At 72.7% G+C, this 16,260-nt stretch carries 14 protein-coding genes and 1 tRNA gene; 4 read left to right on the top strand and 11 right to left on the bottom strand.

Going from position 1 to position 16,260, the window contains the following annotated elements:
- Nucleotides 1-48: 48 nt before the first annotated feature.
- The 6 genes from BCAV_RS04045 to BCAV_RS04020 form a co-directional block, all read right to left on the bottom strand.
- Nucleotides 49-1,362, bottom strand: a complete 1,314-nt coding sequence (locus BCAV_RS04045) for an ABC transporter substrate-binding protein (RefSeq protein ID WP_012725847.1) — start codon at nt 1,360-1,362, stop codon at nt 49-51.
- Between the two features lie 62 nt (nt 1,363-1,424).
- Nucleotides 1,425-2,459 (bottom strand): Gfo/Idh/MocA family protein, encoded by a 1,035-nt coding sequence (locus BCAV_RS04040; protein WP_012725846.1) that lies wholly within the window; start codon nt 2,457-2,459, stop codon nt 1,425-1,427.
- Between the two features lies 1 nt (nt 2,460).
- Nucleotides 2,461-3,144, bottom strand: a complete 684-nt coding sequence (locus BCAV_RS04035) for a hypothetical protein (protein WP_012725845.1) — start codon at nt 3,142-3,144, stop codon at nt 2,461-2,463.
- A complete protein-coding gene (locus BCAV_RS04030) occupies nt 3,131-4,144 on the bottom strand; it encodes a Gfo/Idh/MocA family protein (protein WP_012725844.1) in 1,014 nt (337 codons plus the stop codon). Before BCAV_RS04030 ends, BCAV_RS04035 begins: the two co-directional genes overlap by 14 nt.
- Nucleotides 4,141-5,001, bottom strand: coding sequence for a carbohydrate ABC transporter permease (locus tag BCAV_RS04025; protein ID WP_012725843.1), 861 nt, complete (start codon nt 4,999-5,001; stop codon nt 4,141-4,143). Before BCAV_RS04025 ends, BCAV_RS04030 begins: the two co-directional genes overlap by 4 nt.
- Nucleotides 4,998-5,936, bottom strand: a complete 939-nt coding sequence (locus BCAV_RS04020) for a carbohydrate ABC transporter permease (protein WP_245528938.1) — start codon at nt 5,934-5,936, stop codon at nt 4,998-5,000. The genes BCAV_RS04025 and BCAV_RS04020 overlap by 4 nt, the downstream gene beginning before the upstream one ends.
- Nucleotides 5,937-6,128: 192 nt before the next feature.
- Here BCAV_RS04020 and BCAV_RS04015 point away from each other — a divergent pair, with 192 nt between their 5' ends.
- A complete protein-coding gene (locus BCAV_RS04015; RefSeq protein ID WP_012725841.1) occupies nt 6,129-7,334 on the top strand; it encodes a XylR family transcriptional regulator in 1,206 nt (401 codons plus the stop codon).
- Between the two features lie 16 nt (nt 7,335-7,350).
- Here BCAV_RS04015 and BCAV_RS04010 read toward each other — a convergent pair.
- The 4 genes from BCAV_RS04010 to BCAV_RS03995 all read right to left on the bottom strand — a co-directional run bounded on the left by BCAV_RS04010 (nt 7,351) and on the right by BCAV_RS03995 (nt 10,982).
- Nucleotides 7,351-7,426, bottom strand: a tRNA-Thr gene (locus BCAV_RS04010).
- 128 nt (nt 7,427-7,554) lie between these two features.
- Nucleotides 7,555-8,505, bottom strand: a complete 951-nt coding sequence (locus BCAV_RS04005; RefSeq protein WP_012725840.1) for a DsbA family protein — start codon at nt 8,503-8,505, stop codon at nt 7,555-7,557.
- Between the two features lie 95 nt (nt 8,506-8,600).
- Nucleotides 8,601-9,101, bottom strand: coding sequence for a hypothetical protein (locus BCAV_RS04000; protein WP_144016702.1), 501 nt, complete (start codon nt 9,099-9,101; stop codon nt 8,601-8,603).
- Between the two features lie 117 nt (nt 9,102-9,218).
- The gene (locus tag BCAV_RS03995) at nt 9,219-10,982 is read right to left on the bottom strand and encodes a serine/threonine-protein kinase (RefSeq protein ID WP_012725838.1); all 1,764 of its coding nucleotides are present in this window, start codon (nt 10,980-10,982) and stop codon (nt 9,219-9,221) included.
- A gap of 123 nt (nt 10,983-11,105) precedes the next feature.
- Between BCAV_RS03995 and BCAV_RS03990 the strand changes: the two genes are divergently transcribed.
- Both BCAV_RS03990 and otsB read left to right on the top strand, forming a co-directional pair.
- Nucleotides 11,106-12,545 carry an alpha,alpha-trehalose-phosphate synthase (UDP-forming) gene (locus tag BCAV_RS03990; RefSeq protein ID WP_012725837.1) on the top strand — a complete coding sequence of 480 codons (1,440 nt, stop codon included), beginning with the start codon at nt 11,106-11,108 and terminating at the stop codon, nt 12,543-12,545.
- Nucleotides 12,538-13,374, top strand: coding sequence for a trehalose-phosphatase (gene otsB, locus BCAV_RS03985; protein ID WP_012725836.1), 837 nt, complete (start codon nt 12,538-12,540; stop codon nt 13,372-13,374). The genes BCAV_RS03990 and otsB overlap by 8 nt, the downstream gene beginning before the upstream one ends.
- A gap of 264 nt (nt 13,375-13,638) precedes the next feature.
- On the opposite strand, the gene BCAV_RS03980 is transcribed toward otsB, so the two are convergent.
- Entirely contained in the window at nt 13,639-14,637 is a 999-nt protein-coding gene (locus BCAV_RS03980) for a LacI family DNA-binding transcriptional regulator (RefSeq protein WP_012725835.1), read from the bottom strand.
- A gap of 291 nt (nt 14,638-14,928) precedes the next feature.
- On the opposite strand from BCAV_RS03980, the gene BCAV_RS03975 reads away from it, so the two are divergent.
- Nucleotides 14,929-16,257, top strand: coding sequence for an ABC transporter substrate-binding protein (locus BCAV_RS03975; RefSeq protein ID WP_012725834.1), 1,329 nt, complete (start codon nt 14,929-14,931; stop codon nt 16,255-16,257).
- Nucleotides 16,258-16,260 lie beyond the last annotated feature (3 nt).

Raw genomic sequence — 16,260 nt, 5'->3', positions numbered from 1 at the left:
GTGTGGTCCGTGGACCATGGGTGGTGGTACGGGTCGAGGGGGAGCGGCTCAGCCGCCCAGGATGGAAGCGGCCTGGTCGAAGAAGCTGTCGACGGCGGCCGGGACGGTGGTCTGACCGAACCGGACCTCCTCGCCGATGCGCGTCATCAGCTGGTAGACCTCGCGACCCGAGCGCGGCGTCAAGGCGTCCATCGGGTCGCCGACCTCGCGGATGAGCGCGAGGTACTCCGCTGGGGTCCGCAGGCCCGAGGCGTCCGGCGCGTCCTCGACGAGCTCGGCGGACGCGGGGCTGGGCGGCACGCCGCGCGAGTTGCCGATCACCTCGACCGCCTCCGGGTCGTTGATCCAGAACTCGATGAGCCGTGCGCACTCGGTCGGGTAGGACGTCCCGGTCCAGGCGCTCATGAACAGGTTCGGGCGCACGAAGTTCGCCTTCTTGCTCCCGCCGTCGGTGTCCGGCATCGGGACGGCCTGGATCGCCGCCGGCGTGAGCGCTCGCACGCCCGTCAGCTCGCTCGTGGTGGTGAAGTACAGCGGCGCGCTCCCGGTGACGAGCGGGCTCGTCTCGTGGCTGGTGTCCTCCGCGGCGACGTCGGCCGGCACGCAGGCGCCCTCGTCACGACGGTCGCTCCACCACTGCAGGAAGTCGCCGTAGTCCTCCTTGTCGAACCCGAGCGTGACCGGGTCCGCCTCGACGTCGAACAGCGTCTTGCCGCGGCCGCGCACCCAGGGTTCGACGAGCTCGTAACGACCGGCGCCGTCGGACATCCCCCACAGCGACCCGCCCGACGCCTCGCGGACGGCCAGCGAGAGCTCGGCGAGGTCGTCCCAGGTCCAGGCGGCCTCCGGGAGCGTCAGCCCGAGCTCCGCGAGCACGTCGGAGTCGGCCAGGATCGTGAACGCGTCGGTGCTGATCGGGACGCCCGCGCGGACGCCGTCGATGATCCCGTAGCTGCGCAGGTTCTCGTCCCAGTCGCTGAGGTCGATGACGTCGCCGACGTACTCCTCGAGGTCGAGCAGCGCGCCCCGCTGCGCGTAGTCGACGATCATCTGGTTCGACATCTGGAAGGCGTCCGGCCCATTCCCGCCGGCGATCTGGGTCGCCATCCGGTCCCAGAAGTCGTCCCACGACGTGTTCTCGCCCGTGATCTCGACGTTCTCGTGCCGGGAGGAGTACAGCTCGAGAGCCTCCACGGTGGTGCGGTGCATCTCCTCGTGCCCCCACCAGGCGAAGCGGAGGTCCTTCGGCGCGCCGTCGTCCTCCTCGCCGCCCGAGTCCGATCCGCACGCGGCGAGCGCGCCCACGGCGCCGGCGCCCAGAACCACGCCGGAGGAACGAAGGAAGGTTCTTCTGGTGACCATTGGTGCGTCCTCTCGTTGTTCGGCCGGCGGCCTCGGTGCTGCCGGTCGTCTAGGGGTCGGTCTCAGTCCCGGCGGCGCACACCCGGCGTCGCCGCCGCGCGCAGCACGTCCTCGATGAGCTCGAGCGTGCGTGCCCCCGACGTCGCGTCGACGGGGCTCGGTGTCCGTCCACGCACGGCGTCGGCGAACGCACGCATGCCGCGCCGCATCAGCTCCGTGTTCTCCTGCGCCATCCGGTCGCGGACAGCGTCGGCGTCGGTCAGGTCCACGGGCGCGTCGACAGTCGCCACGTGGTCGCCGGTGCCGACGCTCGTACGGGCCGGTGTGACGCCGAACGTGCGGGTCGCCGCGTCGCCGTACAGCTCGCCGCCCCACGCGATGTTCCATGGGCTCGCCTCGTGCGCGGTGAAGTCGATGACGACGACCGTGTCCCCGACCCGCATGGTCGCGGCGAGCGCGTCCTCCGCCGGGCTCGTGGTGCCCGCCCACCGCACGGACGTCGCCGTCACGTCGTCGGGCTCACCCAGCAGCAGTCGCACGACGTCGACGAGGTGGCAGCCCGCCTCCATGAACGGCGTGACGACGTTCGACGCGTCGGCGAACCAGTGCGCCATCGACGTCCAGGCCTGGTGCGGGATCGCCGCGTGGAACCGGGCGAGCCCGACCCGGCCGAGCTCGCCGGAGGCCAGAGCCTCGGCGGTCGCGACGACGGAGTCGGAGTACCGCATGAAGTAGCCCATCTGCGTGACCACCCCGGCCTCGCGAGCGCTCGCCGCGAGGCCCACCAGCTCCGCCGCGGCACGCGCGCCGGTCTTCTCGATGAAGACCGGCAGGCCGGCCTCGACCGCGAGCGTCGCGAACGGGACGGCCTCGTCGTTGCGGCCGTCGACGACGACGGCGTCCGCCGCCGCGAGCGCCTCCCCCGCCCGCGCCACCCGGTCCGCCCCGTACGTGGCGGCGAACGCCGTGGCGGCGTCGGCGTCGTGGTCGTACACGGCGACCACCTCGGTCTCGGGGTCGTCGCGTGCGGCATCGGCCCACGCCGCGGCGTGCGGATGGGTGACGCCGAGGAAGCTCAGCCGGAGGGGAGCAGGCACGTCAGGAGAACCTTTCGTCGGAGGGGGTGCGGGGGTCGGCCAGGCGGCCGAGGGCCAGGGCGCCGCCGGCCGCGAAGAACAGCCCGGCGAGCGGCACGAGGATCGTCAGCGCGACGGCGGCCCCGACCGCGGCGGCGACGGCGACGTGCCAGCGGCCGAACGTGACGGCCCGCGCCCAGGACCGGCGCGCCAGCTCGGGCGTGCCCAGCGAGGGGCGGTCGGCCAGCTCTCGCACGCATGCCGCGAGGAGCCAGAGCACGATGAGCGCCGCCGAGACGTTGAGGACGTACAGAGGCGCGGCCAGGCCGGCCTCCCGGCGGCCGAGGAAGACGAGGTTGAGGCCGACGAGGCCGAGCGCGGCGACGCCGAGAAGGCTCGGGAGCCATCCAGCGCCCCAGGCCTGGCGGACGCATCGGACGAAGTCGGCGACGACGCGCACGCGACGCCCGTCCCGCGCGCGTCCGAGAAGGCGTGACCCGGCGGCCAGGGCCGGGACCGCCGTGACGACGCCCAGGCTGCCGACGACCACGAGCACGCTCACCGCGGCAAGCAGCGCCAGGGTGCGGGCCGCGCCGAGCAGGAGCTCCGGGACCGTCCGCACCTCGCGCGCGCGGCGCGGACGCCGGCCCGGTCCGGCGGCGGGCCGGCCGAGGAGCTCGGCGACTGTCGCCTCACGCCACCTCAACGGTCCGCCCCTCCCGTGCCGAGGTGTACGCGGCGTCGAGGGTCCGCATCGAGTCGAGGGCGTCCTCGACCGTGACCAGAGGCGTGGCGTCGCCGGCACAGCACTCCACGACGTGGCGGATGGACGCCTCGACGGACCGGTCGAACCAGCCCTCCTGGACGGCGACCACCTCGCTCGCGCCGTCACGCGCACGCCGTCGCAGGACGTTGTCCCGCCCGGTCTCGACCGTGAGCTGCACCTGGTCGGCGGTGAAGACGTCCTTGCGCCAGTCCCAGGCGGGTGCCGCCCAGAACCCGACCAGCGTGAGCACCACGCCGCCGTCGAACTCGACGACGACCGTCGCCGTGTCCTCGCCCTTGGCCGGGTTGTCGGCCACGAGCTGGTGCACTGTCGCCGTCACCCGCGTCGCCGGGCCGAACCAGAAGTGGGCGAGGTCCAGCAGATGGGACCCGGACTCGAAGAGCGAGCCCCCACCGGTGAACCGCGGGTCGCCGCGCCAGTGCGTCCGCGAGCGGAGCGCCGCGAGATGGTCACCGAGGAGCGTGAAGTGGGCGACGACGGCGCCCGTCCCGTCACGCAGGAGGTCGCGGACGCGCTCGTGCACCGGGTCGAACCGCTGGTGGAACTTCACGTGGAGCTCACCGCGCGCGCTCGCCGCGACGGCGGCCACGGCCTCCGCCTCGGCGAGGTCGAGCGCCATCGGCTTCTCGCACAGCACCGACCTGCCCGCCGTCAGCGCCGACGTCGCCTGCGGCGCGTGGAGCGCGACCGGGGTGACGAGGTCCACCAGGTCGACGCCGTCGTCGGCGAGCACGTCCTCGAGGTCCGCGGCGACGCTCCGGACCCCCCAGCGCTCGGCCGTTCGCCGCGCCGCCTCCAGGTCCGGGTCGCACACCCAGGCGACCTCCGCACGGTCGATGTGTGCGTACGCGGCGAGGTGGCTCTGGGCGAAGGCGCCCGCACCGACGACGGCGACGCGCACCCGCTGTGCGGCACTCACTTGAGCCCCGTCGTCGCGATGCCCCGGATGAGGTAGCGCTGCCCGAACACGAAGAACAGGAAGATCGGCACGAGCGAGAGGATCGACATCGCGAACAGTGCGCCCCAGTCCGTGCCGCCGATGTCCACGAACAGGCGGACCGCCAGCGGCACGGTGAAGAGCGAGTTGTCGGTGAGGAAGATCAGCGGACGGAAGAAGTCGTTCCACGTCCAGATGAACGAGAAGATCGCCGTCGTCGCGAGCGCGGGCGTGATGAGAGGCAGCATGATGCGGCGATAGGTGGCGAACGGGCCACAACCGTCGATCGCGGCCGCCTCGTCGATCTCCTGGGGAATTCCGCGCATGAACTGGATGATGAGAAACACGAAGAACGCCTCCGTGGCGAAGAGCTTCGGAATGGTGAGCGGGAGGAAGGTGTTCAGCCATCCGAGCTCGGAGAAGAGCACGTACTGCGGAACGATCGTCACGTGCTCGGGAAGCATGATCGTCATGAGCATGACGGCCATGAGCACCGGCTTCATCCGAAAGGACATCCGGGCGAACGCGAACGCCGTGAGCGAGCACGCCACCACGTTCGCGAGGATCACCGCCGTCGTCACGACGATGGAGTTGACGAAGTAGCGCGAGAACGGGAACTGCTGGGCGTCCCAGCCGCGCACGTAGTTGTCGAACGTGAGGTTGCGCAGCGCGAGCGAGGCGTCGGAGAAGATGGAGTCGTTCTCACGCAGCGAGCTCATGAACATCCACAGCAGCGGGTAGATCATCGCGAGCGCGAGCACGGCGAGCACCACCTGCAGCACCACCCGCTGCGTGCGCGTCGACCGGGCCGGGGGCGCGTCCGCGATCTCGGCGCTCATCGCGCACCGTCCGCGTAGAAGACCCAGTAGCGGGAGAGCAGGAAGTTGAGGCCGGTCACGAGCGCGATCGCCACGAGCAGCGTCCACGCCATCGCCGACGCGTAGCCCATCTGGAAGTTCGTGAACCCCTGCTGGTACAGGTACAGCGTGTAGAACAGCGTCGAGTCCGCGGGGCCGCCCTGCCCGTTGCTGACGATGTACGCGGGCACGAACGCCTGGAACGCGTAGATCGTCTGCAGGATGAGGTTGAAGAACACGATCGGCGTCAGGAGCGGGATCGTGATGCTCGCGAACCGCCGGACCGCGCCGGCGCCGTCGACCTCCGCGGCCTCGTAGTACGACCTCGGGATCTGCCGCAGCCCGGCGAGGAAGATGATCATCGGCGAGCCGAACGTCCAGACGTTCAGCGCGATGAGCGTCAGGAGCGCGGTGTCCGGGCTGCCGACCCAGCTCGTCGTCGACTCGATGCCGATCACGCCCAGAGCGGCGTTGACGAGGCCGTCCTGCCCGAACACGGTGCGCCAGAGGACGGCGACGGCGACGCTCGTCCCGATGAGCGACGGGAGGTAGAACACGGCGCGGTAGATCGAGGCGCCCTTGATCGCCCGGTCCAGCAGGAGAGCGAGCCCAAGGGCGAAGATCAGCTGCAGCGGGACGGACACCGCGACGTACAGCGCCGTCACCTGGACGGACTTCAGGTAGCGGGGGTCGCTCGTGAACATCCGGATGTAGTTGTCGAACCCGAGAAACGTCGGCGGCTGCAGGAAGTTGTAGTCCGTGAGGGACAGATACAAGGAGGCGGCCATCGGACCGAGCACGAAGACGAGCAGCCCGAGGAGCCACGGCGTGAGGAATGCATACGGTGCGAGCGCCGCTCGCCGCCGGTGAATACGACTGCCGGGGCGCGACGGCGCGGCTCCCGTAGCGTTCTCCACGTGAAGTGTCGCCGCGCTCACATGATCACCTCGTGGCCCGGCTGATCGGCGCGGCAGCCTCCCGTGCGCATTGCGGGGTCAGCCGGCCGGACTGTGTACGTCATCATCGACCTCCAATCTCGAGAGCAACGCTACGGAGGAGAGCCCGGGAGGGACGATGCGATATCCAGCATGAATCATTAGACTTCTGGCATGCCCCCGCGTCGGACCCGTCACGTCGCCCTGCTCGTCGAGACGTCCAACGCCTACGCTCGAGGTCTCCTCGCCGGTGTGCGCAAGTACGTCGCCGGTGACGCCGGCTGGTCGCTCTATCTCGCCGAGCACAGCCGGCACGAGACGGACTTCTCCTGGCTCGAGGGTTGGGAGGGCGACGGGGTGCTCGCCCGCATCGAGAACGTGGAGACGGCCCGGTTCATCCGGCGCCTGGACCTCCCCACCGTCGACCTCAGTGCCGGCCGGCTCGCCGCCGAGCTGCCCGGCGCGGAGACGGACGACCGCGCCATCGCTCGCCTCGCCGTCGAGCACTTCACCGAACGCGGTCTGCGCCACTTCGCCTTCTGCGGTGACGAGCGGTTCGCCTGGTCGATCAAGCGCAGCACCTGGTACTCGCACTACGTCCGCGAGCTCGGCCACCGACCGCAGACGTTCGCGATGAAGTCGTCGGGGATGCGGGCCGTCGACCGGGAGCGGCTCGCCGAGTGGCTGCGCGGGCTGCCGAAGCCCGTCGGGGTGCTCGCCTGCTACGACATCGCCGGGCAGGAGGTGCTCGAGGGCTGCAAGATCGCGAACCTGGCGGTCCCGGACGCCGTCGCCGTCCTCGGGGTCGACAACGACGAGCTCGTCGGCACCCTCACCTCACCGGCGCTGTCGAGCATCGAGCCCGACACCACGCGGACCGGCTACCTCGCCGCCGAGATGCTCGACCTCATGATGGGCGGCAGGGAGCTCGATCCCGGGCTGCGCCTGATCGAGCCGCTGCGCGTCGTCGCCCGGCAGTCGTCGGACATCTTCTCCGTCTCCGACCCGCTGGTCGCCGAGGCCCTGCGGTACATCCGCGACCGTTCCGACCAGAACCTGGCAGTCGAGGAGGTGCTGCGGCACGTCGGGCTGTCCCGGCGTTCTCTCGACCACCGGTTCGCGCAGACGCTCGGGCGTACGGTCCACGGGGAGATCGTCCGGGTGCGGATGGGGCACGTGGCGGAGCTGCTGTCCTCGACCGACTGGACGCTCCCGCAGATCGCGGAACGCCTGGAGTTCAGCCACTCCGAGTACATGGGCGTCGCGTTCAAGAAGTACACGGGGAAATCCCCGGGGCGCTACCGCCGCGACCTCGCGGGCGCCGTCCCCCGTCAGGCGTTCTCACCCGAGCGGCGGACGCGCGCGGCCACCGAGCGGTGAGAGCGCCGTCGTCTCGTGGAGCCACCTGTCGGAATCGAACCGACGACCGTCCGCTTACAAGGCGGGTGCTCTACCAGCTGAGCTAAGGTGGCGCGCCCGGCCACGGCGTGCGGTCCGGACGAGCGTGAGTCTGCCAGATCGGGCGTCGCGTCCCGGCGCCGGGAGGCTCCTCGCCCACCGGCGCCGGACGGCGGGCCGACGCCCGCCGTCCGGCCGGTGCTCAGTCGGCGACGCTCGCCGTCTCCGTCGGCTCCGGCGTCGTCTCCTCGCTCGGCTCGTCGGACGGGGTCGCGGCCGGGTCCACCGGGCCGATCCCCTCCTCGGTGGCGAACCACGCCGCCAGGACCCCCGGCGTGTAGATGTCGACGTCGCCCGGCAGCTTCTCGCCGTCCACGAACACCGTCGGGGTCCCCGTCGCGCCGTCGCGACCGGCCTGCTGCGACGCCAGACCGACCCACTCGTTGAACGTGCCGTCGGCGAACGTGTCGACGACGTCCTGCGGGACCCCGGCGTCGAGCGCGATCTGGCCGATCTGCTCGTCGGTGAGGCCCTCCGTGTTCTCCGCCGGCTGCTGCGCGAACAGGCCGTTCATGAACGGCACGAACGCCTCGGGCGCCGCGTCCGCGACGGTGGCCGCGGCGTTCGCCGTCCGCGTGGAGTACTGGGTGTCCATCGAGAGCCGGTCCAGGTTCGAGACCGGGTGGTACGTCACGGTGATCTCGCCGGCCTCGCGCAGCGCGTCGAGGTCGGCGGCGTTGGCGTCCTCGAACTGCCCGCAGTAGGGGCACATGAAGTCGAGGTACACCTGGACGACGGGCGCGTCCTCGTTCGGCGTGCCAGCGCCCTCGGCGCCCACAGGGATGCCCCCGTGCAGGTCGCTGCCGGCCGGAGTGGCGCCCTCGAAGTCACTGAGCAGCGTGCGGTTCGCCTGCTGGATGATCACGACGGCGGCGACGGCGATGAGCACAGCGACGACGCCGAGCGCGCTGAAGAGGATCCAGCGGTTCCGCTTCTCCCGCTTCGCCTGGGCGGCGCGGAGGCGCTCCGCCTCGCGACGGGCGGCGTCGCGGCGCTCCGCCTTCGAGAGCTTCGCGCCCGGCCGGGAGCTGCCGGGCTTCGAGGCGGGTGATCCGTTCGGTCTGGTGGACTTGGACTTGTCGTTCTCGGCCATGGGTTTCCTCGGGTGGGGACGGGCGCGACGGCGCCCGGAGTCGTGTGCGCATGACGCGCGGGGCGGGGCTGGGGTGTGGGCCGGCGGCGTGGTGCTCAGCCGGCGAGCGCCGGCGGCCCGCGGCCCGCGGCGAGGTCGGCCGCCGGCCGCGTCACAGCCTGGACCACACGTGCGCACCAGTACCGCACGCGCCGCACGCGCCCCACGGGCACGACCGTCGGGATCCGGGCCACGAACCCAGCGACGAGCGCCGCCACGACCCGCGCGCCGGCCACGAGCAGCCGCCCGAACGAGGCCAGCGCCACCAGGAGACCGAGGTGGGCGAGCAGCGCCGGCAACGCGAGGGTGCCGACGACGGCGAGCATCGTGCCCGCGTGCGGCGCCAGCGTTCCGTCCGGGCAGGCAGGGTCCGGCCGCAGGAGCGCCAGGTGCGCGCCGAGCCAGCCGGTCACGCCGTCTCCCGGGACGCAGGCCCGCAGCTGCACCAGCCCGCCGCTCACCGCCGCGAGTGCCGGCAGCACGAGCACGACGACGGCGGCCGGCAGCATCGCGAGCGCGCCGGGGCGCGCGCGGACGGACCTGAGGGGCCGGGACACGCGCGTGAGTCTACGGGGCGCGGCTGGGCGTACCAGTCCCGGTTGTGGGTGTGATTTCCGGGTCGTGTGAGCGTTCACGCGACCCGGAGATCCCACCCACAACGTGCAGGAGCCCGGTCAGAGCTGCGGCTGCGGCGGCACCGGGAGCGGTGACCACACCACCGCGTCGCCCACGAGCACGGCGATGACGACGCCGACGACGGCGAGCGCGAGCACGCCGAGCCAGATCCGGACCGCGCGCGGGGACGGCGCCCACGCCGCCCACACGGACCGCGCTCCGGACCGTGCCCACGCCGACGACGGCGTCCACCACGCCACAGCGGCCCCGACGGCCAGCGCGAGCGCCCGCGCGACGGCGTCGAGCACGGCACCTCCGACGCTCACCCGCACGCTCACGAGCGCGTCCGACGACGCGAGCGCGGCCAGCAGCCACCACGTGGCCGCCGCCGCGACACCGCCGAGCAGGATCCCCGGCAGGGCGGTGAGCAGGGCCCGCACCAGGTACCACGGAGACGCCGCCGCGGCCCGGACCGCATCCGTTCGGCGCACCCCGCGCCGCAGGCGTCGCGCGCGCGTCGCGAACGCCGCGACCCCCACGGCCCCGCTCACCACGAGGCCGGCCACCGCGATCACCACCGCCGGGCCCGGCCAGACGGCCGCGAGCGCAGCGAGCGCCGCCCAGCCGGCGACGACGAGACCCGGTCGGGCGGCGGCCGGCAGCGCCCACGCGGGAGTCGGCTCCTCGACGGGCCACGTGCCGGTGTCGACGGGAGACCAGGCGGACGGCGGCTGGGCCCAGGTCGGCGGCTCGGCGGCACCGGCACCGACACCGGCACCGGCGAACGGCCGCGCAGGTGGTGGTGGCGCGGGCGGCTGCGCGGCCGGCGGGACCGGCGGCGGCGCAGCCGGCACGGGCCAGCCGACAGCCGTCGGCGCGAGCCCGTCGGACCGGGCGGGAAACATCGCCGTCGTACCGGTGGGTGGCGGCACGAGGGACGTGGCGTCCTCCTCGGTGCTCGGGTGCGGGCGGACGACGATCGTCGGCTCGCGTCCGAGCGAGGAGTCCTCGAGCGCGCCGAGGAGCACCGCGTGGTCCGGGCGGGCGGCCGGGTCCGGGTCGAGCGCGCGCGCGAACGCCGCGGCCACCGAGGCGCTCAGTCCGTCGGTGTCGAGCGTGCCGGCGGCGACGCGGGCGACGACGGCGCCCATCGGCCCGCGCCCGAACGGCGGCCGCCCCGTGGCCGCGTACAGCAGCACGGCGGCCCAGCCGAACCAGTCGCCGGCCTCCCCGACGTCCTCGCCGGCCATGACCGCGGGATCCAGGTACCCCGGCGTCCCCGTGACGAAGCCCGTCGTGGTGAGCCGGACGTCGTCGGCCACCTGCGCGATGCCGAAGTCGATGAGCACGGGGCCGTCGTCGGTCACCATCACGTTGCCCGGCTTGAGGTCGCGGTGCACGACGCCGGCGCCGTGGATCGACGCCAGCGCGTCGGCGAGCCCCAGCGCCAGGGGGTGCAGGTCGACGGGCACGAACGGGCCCGCCTCGCGGATCGACTCCTCGAGCGTCAGGCCGTCCACGAGCTCCGTGACGACGAACGCCTCCTCGGCGTCCGCCTCGGCGTCCAGCACGCGGGCCACGTGCGGCCCGCGCACCCGGTGCAGGCTCGCCACCTCGCGCCGCAGCCGTTCCCGGGCGGACGGGTCCGCGCTGAACGCGGGGTGGAGCAGCTTGATCGCGACGCGGCGGTCGTCGGCGTCGAGCGCCGCGTACACGGTGCCCATGCCGCCCGAGCCGATCCGTTCGAGCAGCCGGTAGCCGCCGACCTCCCTCCCCGGCCCACGAGCGCGGGGGGAGTCCGCTGGCGCCACCCCACCGTCCATGCACGTCAAGGTAACGCCCGACGCGGGCCCGGCCGGGGAACTACCCTGGTTACTCCCCCACGAGCGAGACTCCGCCAGCGAGTGCTGGAGGACCGCGATCGAGGAAAACAGAATCGGAGACTCATGCCGTCCGGCCCGCACGAGTTCGTCGTCGTCGCCAACCGCCTCCCTGTGGACGTGAGCGTTCCCGACGAGGGGCGCGAGGGGGAGATCTCCTGGTCACGCTCGCCAGGGGGGCTCGTCAGCGCGCTGCAGCCCGTCATGCAGAAGCAGGACGGCGCGTGGGTCGGGTGGTCCGGGACCCCGGACCTCACGCTCGACCCGTTCGACGCCGACGGCATGCGCCTCTGTCCGGTGCCGCTCTCGGGGCAGGAGGTCGAGGAGTACTACGAGGGCCTCTCGAACGGGACTCTCTGGCCGCTCTACCACGACGTGATCGTCGACCCCGAGTACCACCGCCTGTGGTGGAACTCCTACGTCACGATCAACCGACGCTTCGCGCACGCCGCCGCTGAGGTCGCCGCGGAGGGTGGCACGGTCTGGGTGCACGACTACCAGCTCCAGCTCGTGCCGTCGATGCTGCGCACCCTGCGCCCGGACGTGCGGATCGGGTTCTTCAACCACATCCCGTTCCCGTCGCCGGAGATCTTCAGCCAGCTCCCGTGGCGCAAGCAGATCGTGGAGGGGCTGCTCGGGGCAGACCTCGTCGGCTTCCAGCGAGGCTCTGACGCCGCGAACTTCCTCCGCTCCGTGCGCCGCCTGACGGACCTCACGACGCGCGGCCAGGTCGTGACGATCGGCAGCCGGTGGGCGCGCCCGGAGCGGCACGTCCGCGCCGCCGCGTTCCCGATCTCCATCGACGCGCTGGCCATCAGCGAGCTCGCGCAGACGGAGCCGGTCATGCGGCGGGCCGTGGAGATCCGGCACGAGCTGGGCGATCCGGACGTGCTCATGCTCGGCGTCGACCGCCTCGACTACACGAAGGGCATCGGCCACCGGCTCAAGGCGTTCGGGGAGCTGCTGCGCGACGGCGCGCTCACCGCGCCGGAGACGACGCTGGTGCAGGTGGCCAGCCCGTCGCGGGAACGCGTCGAGCAGTACCGGGTGCTGCGCGACGAGGTGGAGGGCACCGTCGGCCGCATCAACGGCGACTACGGCGTGATGGGCCGGCCGGCCGTGCACTACCTGCACCACTCGTACCCGACGGAGGAGATGGTCGCTCTCTACCTCGCGAGCGACGTCATGCTCGTGACGGCCCTGCGCGACGGGATGAACCTCGTGGCGAAGGAGTACGTCGCCGCGCGGACGGACCTGGGCGGCGTGCTCGTGCTGTCGGAGTTCGCCGGCGCCGCCGACGAGCTGTCGCAGGCGCTGCTCGTCAACCCGCACGACATCGACGGCGTGAAGCAGGCGATCGTCCGGGCGATCGAGATGGAGCCGAAGGAGCGCCGACGGCGGATGCGCGCCCTGCGCAAGCGGGTGCTGGACAACGACGTGCAGCACTGGGCGGACTCGTTCCTGTCCGTGCTGACCGCGACGCCGCGGCGCGACAGCCATGTCTGATCCCCGTCCCGCCGTCGACGACGGCGCCGCGCGCCTCGCCCCCGACGTCGCTAGAGCGGTGCGGGCGTTCGCGAACGCGCGGGACGTCGTCGTCGCCCTCGACTTCGACGGTGTGCTCTCGCCGCTGCAGGACGATCCGGCGGCGTCGCGCACTCTCCCGGCGTCCGCGGCGGCCCTCGCGCGCCTGGCCGCCGACGACGGCGTCCACCTCGCGATCATCTCCGGGCGGCCGCTCGCCGACCTGCGCGCCCTGGCCGCGCCGCCGCCGCACACGATCCTCATGGGCAGCCACGGGGGCGAGGTCGGCGAGATCGGGGCCGACGGCGACGTGATCGCGCAACCGCTGGCGCTCTCGGCCGAGCAGCAGCGGCTGCGCGACGCCGTCGGGGCGGAGCTCGACGCGATAGCGGAACCCCTCGACGGGGTGTGGGTCGAGCACAAGCCGGCGTCCGCCGTCCTGCACACGCGTACGGCGTCCGACGACGACGCCGCTGCCGCCACCACGGCAGCGCTCGCCGGCCCAGCCACGTGGCGCGACGTGCACGCGCTGCGCGGGAAGGGAGTGGTGGAGCTGCCGGTGATCGCCGCGAACAAGGGCGACGCCGTCCGGCGGCTGCGCGAGCAGGTCACCCGGGGCGTCGGTGCCGCCGCGGTGCCCGTGCTCTTCGCGGGTGACGACGTCACCGACGAGCACGCGCTCGCCGCGCTCGGCGGCGACGACCTCGGGATCAAGGTCGGCTCGGGTGCGACGGCCGCTGCGTACACGGTCTCGGGCTGCGACGACATCGCCGCCCTGCTCACCGAGCTCGCCGACGCCCGGGCCCGCTGAGCGGTCCTCACCGCCCCGGGTCGACCTCACTCAACGGCGTCGGGCGCCGCACCTGTACTCCCCCGCGAGCCCGCGACGGCGACATGCCTCCCGGGCCTTCGCCGGGCGTGAAACGATCCATAGGTCGCGAACGGTCGCTCAGAGGCGTGCCCGGCGACCATTCGCGACCTATGGATCGTTTCACTGTGCGCGAGGGTGTCGCTCGGCCGGTGCAGAGGCGGGGGTGGGGGCCGGGCTTGCGTCCGGGAGGTCAGGACGAGGGCCTCACCCAGCTGCCGCAGGCGCCGCGCCGGTGCTCCCCCGCGCCTCCAGCCGAGGCAGGAAGGCCACGTCGTGCCCGGCCTCCCGGCCCGCGAGGAGCGCCGCGACGCGCTCCCAGGCCGCGGCGCCGAGCTCGGCCTGCGGCACGGACATCGTGGTCAGCGGCGGCGAGGCGTACCGCGCGAACGGGATGTCGTCGAAGCCGACCACCGACACGGCGTCCGGGACCGCCACGCCCGTCTCCGTGAGCGCGCCGAGCAGGCCCATGGCGACGAGGTCGTTGTAGCAGACGATGCCCGTCGCACCCGAGGCCAACGCTGCCGGGCCGGCGGCGTGCCCGTCCTCGAACATGGCGCCGCACGGGATCTCGGTGAGCTCGAGGCCGTCGACGGCCACCAGCCGTCGCAGCTCCTGCGCCCGGACCCGGTTCGAGACGCTCAACGGCGGCCCGGCGAGGAACGCGAGACGCCGGTGGCCGAGCGACGTGAGGTGCCCGACGAGGGCACGGACCCCGGCCGCGTAGTCCACACGGAGCGACGGTGCGCCGCCCACTCCGCGACGATTGACGAGGACCACCGGATCGAGAGTCGGAACGAGCCGTTCGAGGTCCTCGACCGGCATGCGCGGTGCGCACAGGACGAGCGCGTCGCAGCGCCGTCGGAGCTCCGCCGCAAGGATCGCCTCCTCGTCGACGTTCTCCTCCGAGTCGGCGACGACCACGCGGTAGTCCGCGCGAGCAGCCGCGTGCGAGAGTCCCCGCAGCGCCGCCTGGAACGTGGGGTTCCCGAGGTCCGGCACCAGCAGCCCGATCGTCTGGGTCCGCCCGGTGGCGAGGTGCCGCGCCACCATGTTGCCGACGTAACCGAGGTCCGCCGCAGCGGTCTGGACACGCTGCGCGAGAGCGACGTCGACCGAGGCGCTGCCGTTCATCACGCGTGACACGGTGGCGGGTGAGACACCTGCCGTGGCGGCGACGTCGCGGATCGTCGGGGGTCGGTTCACAAGCCCTCCCTCGTCCCAGGAACCGGTTGCTCGGCTGACGCGCAGAGTGGCACACGTTCGTCGGTCCTTTCAACCTCCGCGCGCCGGCGCGCCACGTGAGCTCGACGGGACGGACACCCCGACGACTCGGCGTTTCCCTTGTCCCGCCAGCGTTTCCGGCCGCAGGACGGCGAGCAGCCGCGACTCAGACCCTTGACGCGACCGTCCGTCCGCTGCTAGAAACCGGTTTCACGGATGGCGGTCAGACGCGCCGTCACGTCGGGCAACCACGTCGAGCAAAGGAGCACTTCGATGGCCACTCCGCACCTGGCCCCGGGACTGACCCGCCGGGGCTTCCACCACCTCGCGCTCGGCGCGGGCGCCGTCACGGCGATCGGTGCCACGGCGGCCTGCGCCGTCGAGCCCGAGGAGACGCCGCAGGAGACCGGCTCGGGGCCGGTCGAGCTCAACTTCGTGTGGTGGGGCGACGCCGCCCGAGCCGAGGTCACGGAGGCGGCTCTCGACATCTACCGGGAGGCGCACCCCGACGTCACCATCACCACCGAGTACCAGGACTCCACGCCGTACAAGGACAAGCTCGCCACGCGCATCGCCGCCGGTGACGCTCCCGACCTCATGGCGATGCGCCGCGACCAGCTGCGCGAGTACGGCGACCGCGGCGCGCTCCTCGACCTGAACGGAGTCGACGGCCTCGACATCGGCCAGATTCCCGACAGCGCGATCGACCCCTGGACCGTCGACGGCGCCCTCCTCGGCGTGCCGGCGGGTCTCAACACGATCGGGTTCATCGTCCAGACCACCGTCCTCGACGAGTACGGCATCGACCTGCCGGACGGCGACACGTGGACCTGGGACGACCTCAAGGTGTTCGCCGACTCCATCACCGCGGCCTCGGGCGGTGCCGTGTACGGCACCGGCTTCGAGGTCGCCACTGTCGCCAACCTGTACGTGTACGTCCGCCAGCAGGGCGAGGACCTGTACACCGAGGACGGCGCGCTGGGCGCCAGCGTGGCGACGATGCAGGGCTGGTTCGACATGATCGGCGCCATGCGCGAGAGCGGCGGCTTCCCGCCGGCCGGCTTCTTCGAGGACGTCGGCGGCGGGGCCGAGGCGTCGTACACGGCGCAGGGCAAGCTGGCGTCGGAGATCATCCCGACCAACAACTTCAAGGCGTACAACGAGGCGTGCGGCGGCACGCTCGCCCTCCTGCGCATCCCCTCGGAGTCGACGGCGGAGCGGCGCGGCCAGTCGATCGACTGCCCGCACCTGTGGTCCATCGCCGCGGACTCGCCGAACCAGGCGGCCGCCGCCGACCTGCTGAACTTCCTGACGAACGACCTCTCGGCGTGGCAGGCCATGATGACGACGCGTGGCGTGCCGCCGAACTCGGAGGTGGCTCAGGAGCTCATGGGCGACCTCCCGGAGGACGACGTGACGGCGAGCGAATACCTCCTCGGGCTCGCCGAGGAGGACCTGCCGCCGGCGTTCGCCGACCCGGTCGGGGCCACCGAGGTGCAGTCGCTGCTCGCGGACATCTCCACCGAGGTGGAGTTCGAGCGCGTGACCGCCGCCGACGGCGCGCAGCAGTTCGTCGACGAGGCGAACGCCGTCCTGGGCTGAGCC

Source organism: Beutenbergia cavernae DSM 12333, assembly GCF_000023105.1.
Classification (GTDB): domain Bacteria; phylum Actinomycetota; class Actinomycetes; order Actinomycetales; family Beutenbergiaceae; genus Beutenbergia; species Beutenbergia cavernae.
The sequence above is the reverse complement of the archived record's forward strand: the minus strand, read 5'-3'. Positions and strand labels throughout refer to the sequence as shown.